The following is a 14,311-nucleotide window of genomic DNA, read 5'->3' on the forward strand; positions in this document are numbered from 1 at the left end:
TAAGATAGAAGTTAGTTTTGTAGCAGTTGTTTCTAAAGGTTGATTGGCAGTGTATCTTCTGGTAAAGTGAAATGCTCCGATACGTGCCGCATTTCATCGTTGGACTCCTCAGTCACATTGCTTGTCGGCACACTTTGTTTCAAAGCATAAAATCGGACGCCTTCAGCAACGACATCCATCGCAAAGATACGGTTATTTTCTTTATTAATGTAAGAGCGTGTATGTAAGCGCCCATTAATACCAATTAAAGAACCTTTACCGCAATATTTCACAATATGCTCTGCTAGTCTTCCCCATGCGACACACAAAACATAATCTGCATCTACACTGCCTTCGTTATTACGATAATTGCGATTGATTGCTAATACGAAGCTTGTTTGTACTTTCGTATCAGATAATTGTCGTAACTGTGGATTTTTTGTTAAACGTCCAACAAGTCCGATTTGATTCATTGATTCACCTCCTTCGTTAGCAATACTATACCTCACAGCAATAAAATTTGGCAAAATCTGAAAAGTGACATTTGCTATAGTTTTGACTAGCCAAACTTAAATTTTTGACCCTTTTTAAAATTTATTTTGTCATATTTTAGTGCTCTAACCCATGTCAGTAAAAGCTTTATTGGGAATATGCGCAAATATTAAGTTTCGCATTTTTTGTATGTTATACTTAAACAAAGACTATTTTGTTAATGACTTGAAAGAAAAGTCTTTTTCAATTAATGAGTGAACGAAATTTACTTTGAAGGAGGCTATGTGTTTGAAGACTTTTAAATTGATGGCATTTGATTTACTAACTGACGATACTATACAACCAATACGCATTATTGATGGATTGACGATTAATTTAGAGGATAGTCATCAATCATGGGTACTTGAGCTGTTTATTCCAAATGAGTACCATTCTATATTTAAAACACTACAGGAAAATAATAGCGTGTTTGACGCACATGCCGTTATCTCCTTTCCTGATAATGAGCCTGCGCCATTTTCTTTAATCGTTAGCACAATTACTGAAATCGGTGACCGCTTGTCAGTGTTATTAAAAGGTTCAATTAAAGCGCGTCGCCAAAAATATGCGGAGCTCTTATTACAACAGCTATTAGAAGAAGGTTTATCAAGTGACGAGCTCTTACAGCGCTTCCAGCATGATATGAAAGAGCGACCTAAATTAAATAGACAGCAATGATTGATATGGGCGTCCAAAAACCCTGCTTTGCTTAGAGGATATTTCGATAGCGTTTCATCAAAATAACAACTGTTTAAAATAGTGAGGCTTTCTTTGAGAATGGAGTAAATATTGGATTTAGTAACTCGCCTTGAGTTATTGGCGATTTCTTGAATATATTTGCGACTTGACCCGGTTTATTTGCGACTTCTCGAATATATTTGCGACTTGCCTTGGTTTATTTGCGACTTTTCGTATATATTTGCGACTTGCCTCGATTTATTTGCGATTTCTCGAATATATTTGAAACTTTCCCTGATTTATTAATGGCTTTTTGAATAAATTGACGACTTTTCAAAGAAACGCTCTTTTATTTTATTTCGTTATTCCTTTGATAAAATATCATTAAAAACGTCCCCCAAGCAGGCAATACGCTGCTTGGGGGACGTCTTTTTCTTTAGCGGTTGTCTAAATTATTGCGATCGCGCATGTCTGCTGGATCTTCGATAATGTCCTCTTCATTTACACGACGTTCAATAACTTGACCATCGTTGCCAACACCATCATTTGGCGCGACGCGGTCAACTTCTGCGCCATTACGATTGCCCCCAGTAGCAGGATTCACTGTGCCATTAGGTGCTGTGTTATTTATTTCGTTATTGTAGCGTGGTGTATAGTTATTATCAATAACATCATCCACCCCACGACGAATTTCGTTTGCTGGTGTATTATCGTTCATCGCATTACGATCTCCTGTATTACACCCAGCTAATAATGACGTAGCAAGTAATGTTGCTGCAAACAAACCTTTCCACATAAGAAATTCCCTCCTTTCCATGGACTCATCTGATCAATACTTGATCGTTTATTAGAGTGCCCGGGAATGAAGGGAACTATCCGAAAATTTTATAGTTCTATTTTAATTTTTCTTTCAACACTTGCTCAACATAAGCCGCCTCTGCTTTGCAGCCGAATGTGTAATTTGTGCCTAATTTTTTTTGCATTTTAGCAATGGAGTCGATTTGCTTTTTCGTTGGCTCTTCTCCTAAAATTTTTGCAATTACTTCGTCTACCTTTTTGGCAATTTCATTATGAAACTCTTCGCTTACTAATACTTCGTGAGGTACTTTATCAAACCAAGCCGCATTTTCTGTAAAATATTGCTGCCAACTTGTCATGAAATCTTCCATTGAAAATTTATCTTCATCCCACTCAATGCTTGCTAAATAAAGCTCAAATGATGTGGAAATTGATCGTGTAATACTTATTTTTACACCTGAAGACAGTTCTTTATACATAAAAATTTAAACCTCCTACGTTTAAAAGCCAACCCTTTCAATCAATTGCACTTTAGCTAATTTTAATCCAAATTTTTTGAGTTCGTGAGGGAAATCTCATCAAAATCTGTAATATTCGCCAAAGCCTTTAAATCAAACTCAGTCATTTCAACAACAATGCCGTACTCTTTGACTAAGTAATCTGCCCATTCACTAATGGGAACGCTATATATTTACCGCTTTACTTTTGCAACATGAAAAATATGTTGAATTAAAATAAGTCAACCTATACATCTTATAGTTTTTTCTTTGTAAATGCAAATAGTACTAGGTTATCTGAAAAAATTGGTTTTTTCAATTACTTCGGCTGAACTGGTCCTATTGCAAATAAAATATCCGTTTCACAAACCAGCTCACCATCAACTGTTGCTACGGCATGTCCTTTACCCATTTGACCACGCAGCTTGACAAATTCTACTTCCATTTTTAATTGATCGCCTGGTACAACTTGGCGTTTAAAGCGACAATTATCTATACCTGTTAAAAAGACAATACGTCCTTTAAATTCATCTGAGCTTAATAAGGCAACGCCACCTACTTGTGCTAGTGCCTCTACAATAAGAACACCTGGCATTACTGGGTAGCCAGGGAAATGACCATTAAAAAATTCTTCATTTACCGTAACATTTTTAATACCTACCGCGCTCTTACCAACTTCAATTTCTAAAATGCGATCAACTAATAAAAATGGGTAGCGGTGCGGTAAAATTGCTTGAATTTGTTCTGCATTTAACATAAAAAAGCCTCCACTCCTATTTAATCTTATGTATGGTAATTATTATACAGGAATTTATTAATTACGCCTTAACTAACTCTAGGCTGGATTTTGCTGAAATTCCAATCTAATTTGGTAATTCATGCATGACATTTGGCTGTTAGGTAAATAGGTTGGCACCTACATTATCTAACAGCCGTTTGCAGCTAGTTTTGCTTACATTTCCCTTAACTTAAATAAAACAAAAGGAAATGGCTTTCTTAGCAAATCAATGCACTTTATTCTTTTCCTTCGATGATATCAAATATATGTTGCCACGTGCTCCATTTTAACGCATCGTTTGCTTCTCCGCCTCCGAGAAAGCCGTAACCAAACATGACACCACCAATTGCTGCACCAACTAATAGGGCTAGTACAAGTACAATTCGCAGCCAAATTGGAATTAGGCGTATTTGTACCCAACGTATTCGTTTCGTCGTTTCTTTTGCCTCAATTTCCTCACTACGTCTTCTTCTTTTTTTGGGGGCTACATCTTGTTCATTGAATTCGTTCGTCATTTATTATACTCCCTTATGCTTATCGAATACCGTTAATGAGCCCTAGCATTTGGTCTGCAAGTGTGACTGCGCGTGAATTAAATTGATATGAGCGCTGCGTAGCAATCAAGTCTGTCATTTCCTTCGAAATATCCACATTCGACATTTCCAATGTTTGGATACTCAAACCAATTTCCGCACGACCCGCTCCTTGTAAATCCGTTAAAATATCTGCTTGCGTGTAGCCAAGAGCTGCTAAATTAGTCGGCAAGCCAATATATGTACCACTAATTTGCTCCATTGCTTGAGGCTTTTGTAATTCCGATACGGCTAAATCCACTGCTATTACATCACCATCTGGGTAATTCACATTTAAGCGACCATCTTGAGATAATGTAAAGCCTGTTGCAAAATCAGGGAAGTAAATAGCATTTCCATCGCTATCTGCTACTGGATATCCATCGGCATTTACAAGCATCATTTGTCCGTTTTCCATTGGCGATACATAAAAATCACCTTGACGTGTATACGCTGTGCGCTGACCATCACCATCTGGCATTAAAATATTGAAATATTGATTTTCCTTCGTAAATGCAAAGTCAAGGTCGCGTCCTGTACTCTGTAATGAGCCTTGCTTTTGATTTGATTGGACTAGCGATACATGTGCTCCAACACCATAACGAATCCCTACAGGTGATTGGCGCAAAGTTTTATCCAATTTATCGTTATTGTATTGCTGGTAAAGCAGCTCTGAAAATTGTGCGTCCTTCGCTTTATAGCCATGTGTACTACTATTTGCAAGGTTATTGCTAATTGTATCTAATTTTGTTTGTAGCTGTGTTAATGTATTTGTTGCCGTTACCATTGTGCGTAGCATGCAATCATCCCTCCATTACACTTTCCCAATTTCATTTACTGCCTTTTCCATGCTGCGGTCATATGCTTGAAGAACTTTTTGATTTGCTTCAAATGCACGGTATGCCGTTAATAAATCTGTCATCGAGCGCGCAGAATCTACGTTAGAGCCCTCTAAGTAGCTTTGACGTGTTGCAAACGTTACACCTGCTTGTCCATATGCTGATGGTAGTACACCTTCGTCAAGCATACGATATAAACCATTATCCTGCTTCATTAAGACATCTGGGTTTGCTGAGAACGCTACACCAAGCGTTGCCACTTGTGTGCCGTTTTCATCTAAAATCGCACCTGTATCCGTAATTGTAATATTATCATTTGCTAGCTGAATACGCTCGCCTATGTCAGACAGCACAAAAAGTCCTTGTCCGTTCACTAAATTGCCTTGTCCATCTAATGTAAAGTTACCATTGCGAGTATAAGCTTCTCCACCTGCTGGATGCTGCAGACGGAAGTAAATAGCACCCTGGTTACCGGATTCCTCATCAATTGGTAGCGTACTATCTACTAGTGCTACATCTGTTGGCAAATCTGTTAATAGTAATGAGCCTTGTGTATTGTTAGCAATTGTTTCTTGTAAGTATACCCCTGTTGTCAATGCACCGATTGGATTTAACTGCTGTAGAGTTAAACCTTTTTCTGTCGGTATATTTGTTGTTCCCTTTGCTGAGAGAAGCATGTCTGGGAATGAACGAATTGTTGATTGGTCTGCTTTAAAGCCGGGCGTATTTGCGTTTGCCATATTATTTGTCAATATTTCAGTACGACGTTGCTGTGCTAGCATACCTGAAGCTACTGTATAAAATCCTTTGAACATAAAACACACCTCATTTACTAGTTGTTATGATTCAACAAAAAATTCTCACTTCAAGCGAGTGGTAAGCTGAATTGAATACTAATTAGCGTTTACTCACTGATTGAGTAACCAACATCGGGTTATTCGATTTAAACGAAAATAATCGATTACTCTGCTGTGGCACCTGCTGAACGGTCAATATTATTCAACATAATACCTGTGCCAATTGCTACACAATCCATTGGCTTCTCTGCAATAAATACAGGTACTTTTAGCTCTTCAATCAATAATTGATCCATACCGTGTAATAATGCGCCGCCACCTGTTAAAATAACACCTCTATCAATAATATCTGCCGATAGCTCGGGTGGCGTTTTTTCTAATACATTTTTAGCCGATTGTACAATCATCGATACCGATTCATGCAATGCTCTCTCGATTTCCGTAGAATGAATTGTAATCGTTTGTGGCAAGCCTGTCACCATATCACGCCCACGTATTTCCATTGATTCATTACGGTTACCTGGGAATACTGTACCAATTGTCATTTTTACCGCCTCTGCTGTGCGCTCTCCAATTAATAGCTTGTATTCTTTTTTTATGTATTGCAAAATGTCGTTGTCAAATACATCGCCTGCTACTTTAATTGATTCACTTGTTACGATGTCTCCCATTGATAATACAGCCACGTCTGTCGTACCCCCACCAATGTCAACTACCATATTGCCACTCGGCTGGAAAATATCCATTCCTGCACCGATTGCCGCCACTTTCGGCTCCTCTTCTAAATAGACCTTTTTACCGCCAGATTTCTCAGCAGCCTCACGAATTGCTTTTTGCTCTACACTTGTAATATTTGTAGGACAGCAAATTAAAATACGTGGCTTTGATAAAAATCCTCGCACATTTAATTTATTTATGAAATGTCGTAGCATTGCCTCTGTTACATCAAAATCCGCAATTACCCCATCTTTTAAAGGACGAATAGCTACGATATTACCTGGCGTACGCCCAACCATTTGTCTCGCCTCTTCACCAACTGCTAACACTTTTCCTGTCTTTTTATCCATCGCCACTACAGATGGCTCATTTAGTACAATGCCTTTCCCTTTCACATGGATCAGAACATTCGCCGTCCCTAAATCAATTCCAATATCTTTCGAAAACATTCCCTTAGTTTCTCCTTCCGCCAATTCAAGTCTTTACGTACATCATTCTATTTTCAAGAGCTGTTAAGTCAATCTTATCGGCTCAAAAAGCAACAAACTTACTTTAACTACTTCTTCTTTAACCTATTCCCCTTATTATAATGCTTTAATAGTTCACTAGCGGGAGAATGGGCGGCTGTTAGATTGAATATATGCTTACCTGATATTCCTTATTTGTCCCGCATTAACGGGCATTAAGACTCCTACTTCAAGACTTAAGTGAAAATCAGCTTAAGGATAAGTGAGAGTTCAACTGCCCGTAAAAGCCCGATTGGTTCAACTAACTATCAGTGGAGTTGAGGAAAACCTCCACTGATTGAAGTTTCACTTTATATATTTAGTTATCTAGACTATTTTATCACATTGAGGAAGTAATTACATCCTCTTTTATGGCAAACTATTCCCTAAAATTGTCACTGAAATAGAGAAAAAGCACTTAGATGAACGTAAGTATCATCTAGGTGCTTTGTTCGTGTTGCTTCGATTGCCATTTTTTCTTCGTTGCTTCTCCACCGCGCAAATGACGGACGGATTTATGATAGGCTAAAATTTTTTTTACTTCCTGTGCTAAAGGCTCATTTATTAATACAAGCCTTTCAGTTAAATCCTTGTGCACAGTACTTTTAGAATAACCTGTCATTTTAGCTAAAGTGCGGACTGTTTCTTTGGTTTCGATTAGCAACTCACCTAGCTGAACACAGCGACGCCTAATATGTTCGTGCACGTTCCCTTCCTTTCTACTTAGGATGTAAGAATGTGCCGTAGCTTAGTAGTATGTTTCTTCACCTTATGAGTCGTCCGCCACTATTTAGAACTTAGAATGCAAGCAATTTTCGTGGATTAATTGCTTCACCATCTTCTAACACTTCAAAATGTAAATGAATACCTGCTGTCGGATTCCAATCATTATCCATTGTCGTTGCTAATGGCTGCCCTTGTACAACCTCGTCGCCTTCTTTCACAACAATATCTGTAATCGAACTATAGCGTGTTTCCATGCCATTTGCATGTTGAATTGTAATGCTATTTCCTGTGAAAGCATCCATCTTAATTTTTGTTACGACACCACTCATGGCAGCAAGCACTTCAAATGGCTCACTATTAATGGCAAGTGACATCCCCGATGATGTTGAAAAAGTTTGCTTAAATACAAGCAGGGCATTTTCACGAGTTTTTGCATCTGCCGATAAATCATAAAAATCCTGCAGCACTGTCAGTTGATCTAATAATGCTTCATCAAACGGGAATTTCAAATTTTCTTGCGCTGTGTTTGTTTCAATTATCGGCTGTTGCTGTTGTGGAATTTCTTCTCGAGCAACCGTTTCTGTTAATAGGCGCTCTTCCTTTTCTGTAACAAGCGCATTATAGCTAAACATAAGTGCTAGTACGGCGAGTGCAATACCCGCATAAATAGCTGGCCAAAACCATGGCTTTTGTTTTAAATTTTTTGGAGAAGGTTTTAAATTTTTTTCCTCTCGCATGTTCATCACCTCTGAAGCTAGTGTGAACAAACTATACAATTTTTAAACACGTCAGCTTATTTTTTTGTACAAACATTGCCAATTGTCGTGTGCGGATAATAATGACCAATTATTTGCTCAGCTGTAGCGTTATTTTGTGCTAACTCATTTGCCCCATACTGGCTCATTCCTACGCCATGGCCATAGCCTTTTGTTGTAATGGCAATATCGCTGCCATCCTTTATTAGCGTAAAGTCCGTTGAGCGCAATTGCAAAAGCTCTCTAAAATCACGACCGCTAAATTGTTTTTTTCCTATTACTGTTTGAACACGTCCCGAGCTATTACGCTCAAGCTTTAATGCTAAAAAATCATCTTGTGTCCAGTTTGTTTGTAGCTTGTCATTTAGCTCTGCCACAGTCATTTTAATTGTTTGACTATTTTTCTCGGGCGATGTTACGGATTGTAAATAAGGTAGGTCATGTCCACTATAATTTTCCGCTGACTCTGTAACTCCATTTGATGAAGCATGAAACATCGCAGAAATTGGTTCTTCATTATACAGTATAATTTGACCCGCTGTAGCCTGCACCGCGTCTGAAATTTTTCGTTCATACTGTGCAAAGGCTGTTAACCATTTTTGCTGTCGTGCCTTCTCGTTAATAAAAACTTGATGCGTCGTTGTCGGCTTAATCGGTTTTTGTCCGTAATTTGTATTACGTATGACATAAGTGCGCGCAGCGATGGTCTGAGCCTGCAATGCAATAGGATGAAAGCTAGCTGGCATTTCTGCAGCAACAACACCGATTAAATACTGCTCTAATGGGATGCTCTGTGCTTCGCCTTCAACTGTTATAAAAATTTCACAGGGCTCTGGTAGTGCTGGCTTTTGCTTCTTGTAATAAAGTAGCGGCACAGTAAAAAGAAAGCAGATGGCAATGATGATAATAATGATGTTTTTTTTCATACGCCATTGTATGTAGCTTTTTAAAAATTTATTTATCTAATTACAAAAGGCCATCGAGAATGGAATTGATACCCTACTTTCCCGACAGCCGCTTTTTCATTATGCTATTACTTGTTCTGTATTGTCCTGTTGTACAACGCTTGCTTCGCCTTCTGTTACTCGTTCGATATTTGCCCCTAACGCTGCCAGCTTTTCATGGAATTTCACATAGCCGCGATCTAAATGATGTAAAGCAGTTACACGCGTTACGCCTTCTGATACCAAGCCGGCTAAAATAAGTGATGCTGCAGCACGTAAATCAGTTGCTGCCACTTCGGCTCCTTGTAATGCGCTATTGCCTTCGACAAAGACAGAGCGTCCTTCAATTTTAGCCATAGCATTCATTCGACGGAATTCTTCGACATGCATAAAACGATTTTCAAATACGGTTTCTGTAATAATGCTTGTGCCCTCAGCCGATAACATTAATGCCATCATTTGTGATTGCATATCTGTTGGGAAGCCTGGATGTGGCATTGTTTTAATATCCACTGCCTTTAATTCACCCGTTGCTCGCACACGTAATCCATTTTCTTGCTCTGTAATGTCTACGCCCATTTCGCGCATTTTAGCGATTAAAGCCGTCATATGCTCTGGTATCGCGTTTTCGATAATTACATCACCACGTGTAATAGCTGCCGCTACCATAAATGTACCCGCCTCGATACGATCAGGAATAACATAATGCGTAATACCTTGGAGCTTTTCGACACCTTCAATACGGATTGTAGCTGTTCCTGCACCAGTCACGCGGCCACCCATTGCATTAATAAAATTCGCTAAATCGACAATTTCAGGCTCTTTTGCAGCATTTTCGATAATTGTCGTGCCTTCCGCTAAAGCTGCTGCTGTCATAATATTTTCTGTAGCCCCAACGCTCGGGAAATCTAAATAAATTTCAGCTCCCTTTAATTTCTCAGCACGTGCCTCCACATAGCCATGTCCAAAAGAAATCTCAGCTCCCATCGCTTCAAAGCCTTTTAAATGCAGCTCAATTGGACGAGAGCCAATTGCACAGCCACCTGGTAGAGCAACACGTGCAAAGCGATTACGCGCAAGTAGTGAACCCATAACTAAAATAGATGCGCGCATTTTACTAACAAATTCAAACTGTGCCTCACTCGACAAATCACGAGCCGCATCAATTACAATCTCATTGTTATTTACATTATATTGTACATCTGCATTTAAGCTTTTTAATACTTCACCAATTGTATATACATCAGCTAAAGCTGGAACGTCTTTAATAATGTTTTTTCCTTCAGAAGCTAATAAAGATGCTGCTAAAATAGGTAATACAGCGTTTTTTGCGCCTTCAACTTTTACGCTACCTTGTAAAGTCTGACCACCCATAACGATAATTTTCTCCACAATTCGTCCCTCCGAATCCCATTCTCGTAAACTTGCTATTTTATTTAAAAGTTCATTAATCTTTTTTATCCAAACACTGCTAATAATACAGCTATAACCCAACTTTATCAAGCATCTTATTCACTATTTTGTGTCGAATTTTGACTTTATTGTTCATACTACATATTACGCACTGTATGTATAGTTGGTGAATCGAAAGCGGGATACTTTCCAGACGCCTTTTCCCTATATTTTTCTGCTACTGCGTCTGTTTTCTCGAATTAACTCGAAAAGTGCTATTTCAAAATTTGCCATCTTCATTTGTAAAGTCAGCTTGAGGGTAAGTGCAAAAGAGGCATTTATTTCTTACTTGCCATGTGAAATCAGTATTAATCTTTCACGCTGTTAGTTTTATACACCAAAATTCGATATGTTAAACATTTTTGATTGCCCAGGAAATATATACTTTGTAGCGAAAAGCAATTAATTGCTTTCCCCTACAAGCTATATAATGCATTTTATTGGAAAATATAGACTAAACTTCTTGACCATTGAGAGAAAGTAATGAAGAAATTGGAAACGGCTGAGCCAATGACGATGCTGAATAAAATATAGATGAGTTGAATTTGGAATGTTCTACCTTTTTTGAACAGTTGGTCAAAACGAAATGCTTGTAATGCATAGAATGCCACAGCAATGAAAAAAATATGCGAGGCTAGACCGAAAAGTGCCTGTTGTCCTATTTCCGTATAAAAGTCCATCTTCTTTTACACTCCCTTGTGAAAAAAGTTGCTTTAAATATAAATTGAAGCACTAGATATTTATTAATTTTCTCTTGATTTAGCATTTATTTTCATTTTATCGAGATTCTAATCAATTTTTGGAGTTTTTTCTGATTCTCTTGCTGCTTTATTGTTCTATTGGCACTTTTTCCAATTCTATTGGCGAATTCCCTTACTCTATTGGCGTCTCATGGCATATTTTAGTGTTTCCTTCAACTTACTGTCATTTATTTAAAAAGACTGTTTGGAAAGCGTGCTTTCCAAACAGTCTTTATTAAAATTAGATGTTACCCTCATGAACGTTGATACGATTCAACGCACGTTTTAGCGCTAATTCAGCACGTTTGAAATCAATGTCATCTTTTTTGCCTTCTAAACGACCTTCTGCTCGGTTTAAGGCTTCCTTTGCACGAGCTAAATCAATTGAAGCTGCTGCCTCTGCGGAAGGAGCTAAAATTGATACTTTTTCAGGACGAATTTCGATGAAGCCGCCACTTACAGCTACAAAATCAGTTGAACCATCTTGTTTTTTAAGCTTTACAGCACTAATTGCAAGAGGCGCAACCATAGGAATATGGCCTGGAAGTACACCAATTTCCCCTGAAACTGTTTTAGCAACTACCATTGTTACTTCAGAATCGTATGCTGGACCGTCGGGAGTGACAATACTGACTGTTACTGTCTTCATATTATTTTCCTCCTCGCCGTTAGAATTAAACCTCTACGCCCATGCCTTTTGCTTTTTCTACTACTTCTTCAATGCTACCAACTAAACGGAAAGCATCCTCTGGTAAGTGATCCCATTTGCCATCAAGTATTTCTTTAAATGAGCGAACAGTTTCTTTAACAGGCACGTAAGAACCTGCTTGACCAGTAAATTGCTCCGCAACGTGGAAGTTTTGAGATAAGAAGAATTGAATGCGACGCGCGCGCTCTACTGTTTGCTTATCTTCATCAGATAACTCGTCCATACCTAAGATAGCGATGATATCTTGTAACTCACGGTAACGTTGAATTGTACGTTGAACACCAGTAGCAATTGCATAGTGCTCTTCACCAACGATTTCTGGTGATAATGCACGAGAAGTTGATGCTAATGGGTCAACCGCTGGATAAATACCCATCTCAGATAATTTACGCTCTAAGTTTGTTGTTGCATCTAAGTGAGCGAAAGTTGTTGCTGGAGCTGGGTCAGTATAGTCATCGGCTGGTACGTAAATCGCTTGAATCGAAGTTACAGAACCTTTTGTTGTCGATGTAATACGCTCTTGTAATTTACCCATTTCTGTAGCAAGTGTTGGTTGGTAACCTACCGCAGAAGGCATACGACCTAATAGGGCAGAAACCTCAGAACCTGCTTGTGTGAAACGGAAAATGTTGTCGATGAATAAAAGTACGTCTTGACCTTGTTCATCACGGAAATACTCAGCCATTGTTAAGCCTGTTAATGCTACACGCATACGTGCACCAGGTGGCTCGTTCATTTGACCAAATACCATCGCAGTTTGCTTAATAACACCAGAGTCAGTCATCTCGTGGAATAAGTCGTTACCTTCACGTGTACGCTCACCTACACCCGCGAATACAGAAATACCGCTGTGCTCTTGTGCGATGTTGTTGATTAATTCTTGGATTAATACAGTTTTACCTACGCCGGCACCACCGAATAGACCGATTTTACCGCCTTTAATATACGGTGCTAATAAGTCTACTACTTTGATACCTGTTTCTAGGATTTCAACTGTTGTAGATAATTCATCAAATTTTGGCGCTTCGCGGTGGATTGAGTCACGGCGAGCTGATTCTGGAATTTCTTCACCTAAGTCGATTACTTCACCAAGTACGTTGAATACACGTCCCAGTGTCACTTCACCAACTGGTACTGAAATAGCTTTCCCTGAGTCTGTTACTTCTGCTCCACGTTGTAAACCATCTGTAGATGACATCGCAATTGTACGAACAACATCGTCACCTAAGTGGATTGCAACTTCAAGAGCTAAAGTAGTAGGCTCTTCATTTGGACGTTCAATCTTAACAGTTAGGTTGTTATAGATTGCTGGTAAATGGCCGTTTTCGAATTTAACGTCTACTACCGGACCCATTACTTGTAGAACTTGTCCTTTGTTCATGTTGTGTACCCTCCTATCGTATTCTTATACGAAGTTAGCGTGAGTTGCAGCTTATTCTAAAGCCGCAGCTCCACCAACGATTTCTGTAATTTCTTGTGTAATAGCTGCTTGACGCGCACGGTTGTATTGCAATGATAGACCATCGATTAAATCAGATGCGTTATCTGTTGCACTACGCATTGCCGTCATACGTGAAGCATGTTCACTTGCTTTTCCGTCTAATAAAGCACCGTAAATTAAGCTTTCTGCATATTGTGGAAGTAAAACTTCTAGAATTGCTTCACCAGATGGCTCGAATTCATACGCAGCGCTTGATGTTGAAGTGGCAATATCAGTCAACGGAAGAACCTTTTTCTCCGTCACTACTTGAGAAATAGCACTTTCGAAGTGGTTATAGTACATATAAAGTTCATCATATGCACCATCAATGAACATACCAACAGCATTACGAGCGATTTCTTTAATATCAGCAAATGTTGGTTGGTCAGGAAGAGCAACAACACTACTAATAACATTATGATCACGTTTAACAAAGTAATCACGCGCTACACGACCTAATGCAAAGACAACGTATTCGTCTTTGGATTTATGACGCTCGTTAATTGTACGTTGAACTTGACGCAGAATGCTTGAGTTGTAAGCACCTGCTAAACCACGGTCAGAACCAATTACTAAGTAAGCTGTTTTCTTAACAGGGCGAGCAGTTAACATTGGGTGTCCACTGTCTTTCGTACCTGCAGCGATAGCGCCTACTACGTCTTGAATTTTTTCCATGTAAGGAACGTATGCTTTTGCATTTTGCTCTGCACGGCGTAGTTTCGATGATGAAACCATCTGCATTGCTTTTGTGATTTTTTGCGTGCTCTTTGTAGAGTTAATACGACCTTTAATTTCGCGTAAGTTTACCACTGG

General features: G+C 38.9%; 17 protein-coding genes. 1 reads left to right on the top strand and 16 read right to left on the bottom strand.

Annotation, left to right across the window (positions count from 1 at the left end):
* Positions 1–32 precede the first annotated feature (32 nt).
* Entirely contained in the window at positions 33–452 is a 420-nt protein-coding gene (gene ssb, locus MHH70_RS08660) for a single-stranded DNA-binding protein (RefSeq protein WP_107942049.1), read from the bottom strand.
* Between the two features lie 307 nt (positions 453–759).
* Between ssb and MHH70_RS08665 the strand changes: the two genes are divergently transcribed.
* Positions 760–1,188 carry a YwpF family protein gene (locus MHH70_RS08665; RefSeq protein ID WP_066168323.1) on the top strand — a complete coding sequence of 143 codons (429 nt, stop codon included), beginning with the start codon at positions 760–762 and terminating at the stop codon, positions 1,186–1,188.
* Between the two features lie 436 nt (positions 1,189–1,624).
* Here the strand turns inward: MHH70_RS08665 and MHH70_RS08670 are convergent, their stop codons facing one another.
* The 15 genes from MHH70_RS08670 to atpG form a co-directional block, all read right to left on the bottom strand.
* Positions 1,625–1,984 (bottom strand): hypothetical protein, encoded by a 360-nt coding sequence (locus MHH70_RS08670; protein ID WP_066168321.1) that lies wholly within the window; start codon positions 1,982–1,984, stop codon positions 1,625–1,627.
* A gap of 97 nt (positions 1,985–2,081) precedes the next feature.
* The gene (locus MHH70_RS08675) at positions 2,082–2,465 is read right to left on the bottom strand and encodes a hypothetical protein (RefSeq protein ID WP_066168318.1); all 384 of its coding nucleotides are present in this window, start codon (positions 2,463–2,465) and stop codon (positions 2,082–2,084) included.
* Between the two features lie 337 nt (positions 2,466–2,802).
* On the bottom strand, positions 2,803–3,240 hold the full coding sequence (gene fabZ / locus MHH70_RS08680) for a 3-hydroxyacyl-ACP dehydratase FabZ (RefSeq protein WP_066168316.1): 438 nt from the start codon (positions 3,238–3,240) through the stop codon (positions 2,803–2,805).
* Positions 3,241–3,497: 257 nt separating this feature from the next.
* The gene (locus MHH70_RS08685) at positions 3,498–3,776 is read right to left on the bottom strand and encodes a DNA-directed RNA polymerase subunit beta (RefSeq protein ID WP_342473101.1); all 279 of its coding nucleotides are present in this window, start codon (positions 3,774–3,776) and stop codon (positions 3,498–3,500) included.
* A 19-nt stretch (positions 3,777–3,795) separates the two neighbouring features.
* A complete protein-coding gene (locus MHH70_RS08690) occupies positions 3,796–4,632 on the bottom strand; it encodes a flagellar hook-basal body protein (protein WP_107942047.1) in 837 nt (278 codons plus the stop codon).
* A gap of 15 nt (positions 4,633–4,647) precedes the next feature.
* Complete coding sequence (locus tag MHH70_RS08695) at positions 4,648–5,487, bottom strand: flagellar hook-basal body protein (protein ID WP_342473104.1); 840 nt, start codon at positions 5,485–5,487, stop codon at positions 4,648–4,650.
* Positions 5,488–5,633: 146 nt separating this feature from the next.
* Positions 5,634–6,635: a rod shape-determining protein gene (locus MHH70_RS08700; protein WP_066168307.1), complete on the bottom strand. Its 1,002-nt coding sequence runs from the start codon at positions 6,633–6,635 to the stop codon at positions 5,634–5,636.
* A gap of 496 nt (positions 6,636–7,131) precedes the next feature.
* Positions 7,132–7,398: a sporulation transcriptional regulator SpoIIID gene (locus tag MHH70_RS08705; RefSeq protein WP_066168305.1), complete on the bottom strand. Its 267-nt coding sequence runs from the start codon at positions 7,396–7,398 to the stop codon at positions 7,132–7,134.
* 91 nt (positions 7,399–7,489) lie between these two features.
* A complete protein-coding gene (locus MHH70_RS08710) occupies positions 7,490–8,155 on the bottom strand; it encodes a M23 family metallopeptidase (RefSeq protein WP_066168303.1) in 666 nt (221 codons plus the stop codon).
* 56 nt (positions 8,156–8,211) lie between these two features.
* A complete protein-coding gene (gene spoIID / locus MHH70_RS08715; RefSeq protein ID WP_107942045.1) occupies positions 8,212–9,099 on the bottom strand; it encodes a stage II sporulation protein D in 888 nt (295 codons plus the stop codon).
* Positions 9,100–9,198: 99 nt separating this feature from the next.
* The gene (gene murA / locus MHH70_RS08720) at positions 9,199–10,509 is read right to left on the bottom strand and encodes a UDP-N-acetylglucosamine 1-carboxyvinyltransferase (RefSeq protein ID WP_107942044.1); all 1,311 of its coding nucleotides are present in this window, start codon (positions 10,507–10,509) and stop codon (positions 9,199–9,201) included.
* Positions 10,510–11,006: 497 nt separating this feature from the next.
* Entirely contained in the window at positions 11,007–11,249 is a 243-nt protein-coding gene (locus tag MHH70_RS08725; RefSeq protein ID WP_066168297.1) for a DUF1146 family protein, read from the bottom strand.
* Between the two features lie 301 nt (positions 11,250–11,550).
* Positions 11,551–11,958: a F0F1 ATP synthase subunit epsilon gene (locus MHH70_RS08730; protein ID WP_066168295.1), complete on the bottom strand. Its 408-nt coding sequence runs from the start codon at positions 11,956–11,958 to the stop codon at positions 11,551–11,553.
* Positions 11,959–11,983: 25 nt separating this feature from the next.
* On the bottom strand, positions 11,984–13,399 hold the full coding sequence (gene atpD, locus MHH70_RS08735) for a F0F1 ATP synthase subunit beta (RefSeq protein WP_066168293.1): 1,416 nt from the start codon (positions 13,397–13,399) through the stop codon (positions 11,984–11,986).
* Positions 13,400–13,450: 51 nt separating this feature from the next.
* Positions 13,451–14,308 carry an ATP synthase F1 subunit gamma gene (gene atpG, locus MHH70_RS08740; RefSeq protein WP_066168291.1) on the bottom strand — a complete coding sequence of 286 codons (858 nt, stop codon included), beginning with the start codon at positions 14,306–14,308 and terminating at the stop codon, positions 13,451–13,453.
* Positions 14,309–14,311: the final 3 nt, after the last annotated feature.

The sequence above is a fragment of the Metasolibacillus sp. FSL H7-0170 genome, from assembly GCF_038593115.1.
In the GTDB taxonomy this organism is placed as follows: Bacteria; Bacillota; Bacilli; order Bacillales_A; family Planococcaceae; genus Metasolibacillus; species Metasolibacillus fluoroglycofenilyticus.

Bases quoted from the DNA above. Each gene is read 5' to 3' on its own strand.
- ssb (WP_107942049.1), bottom strand. From the start codon at position 452: ATGAATCAAATCGGACTTGTTGGACGTTTAACAAAAAATCCACAGTTA.
- MHH70_RS08670 (WP_066168321.1), bottom strand. From the start codon at position 1,984: ATGTGGAAAGGTTTGTTTGCAGCAACATTACTTGCTACGTCATTATTA.
- MHH70_RS08675 (WP_066168318.1), bottom strand. From the start codon at position 2,465: ATGTATAAAGAACTGTCTTCAGGTGTAAAAATAAGTATTACACGATCA.
- fabZ (WP_066168316.1), bottom strand. From the start codon at position 3,240: ATGTTAAATGCAGAACAAATTCAAGCAATTTTACCGCACCGCTACCCA.
- MHH70_RS08685 (WP_342473101.1), bottom strand. From the start codon at position 3,776: ATGACGAACGAATTCAATGAACAAGATGTAGCCCCCAAAAAAAGAAGA.
- MHH70_RS08690 (WP_107942047.1), bottom strand. From the start codon at position 4,632: ATGCTACGCACAATGGTAACGGCAACAAATACATTAACACAGCTACAA.
- MHH70_RS08695 (WP_342473104.1), bottom strand. From the start codon at position 5,487: ATGTTCAAAGGATTTTATACAGTAGCTTCAGGTATGCTAGCACAGCAA.
- MHH70_RS08700 (WP_066168307.1), bottom strand. From the start codon at position 6,635: ATGTTTTCGAAAGATATTGGAATTGATTTAGGGACGGCGAATGTTCTG.
- MHH70_RS08710 (WP_066168303.1), bottom strand. From the start codon at position 8,155: ATGCGAGAGGAAAAAAATTTAAAACCTTCTCCAAAAAATTTAAAACAA.
- spoIID (WP_107942045.1), bottom strand. From the start codon at position 9,099: ATGAAAAAAAACATCATTATTATCATCATTGCCATCTGCTTTCTTTTT.
- MHH70_RS08725 (WP_066168297.1), bottom strand. From the start codon at position 11,249: ATGGACTTTTATACGGAAATAGGACAACAGGCACTTTTCGGTCTAGCC.
- MHH70_RS08730 (WP_066168295.1), bottom strand. From the start codon at position 11,958: ATGAAGACAGTAACAGTCAGTATTGTCACTCCCGACGGTCCAGCATAC.
- atpD (WP_066168293.1), bottom strand. From the start codon at position 13,399: ATGAACAAAGGACAAGTTCTACAAGTAATGGGTCCGGTAGTAGACGTT.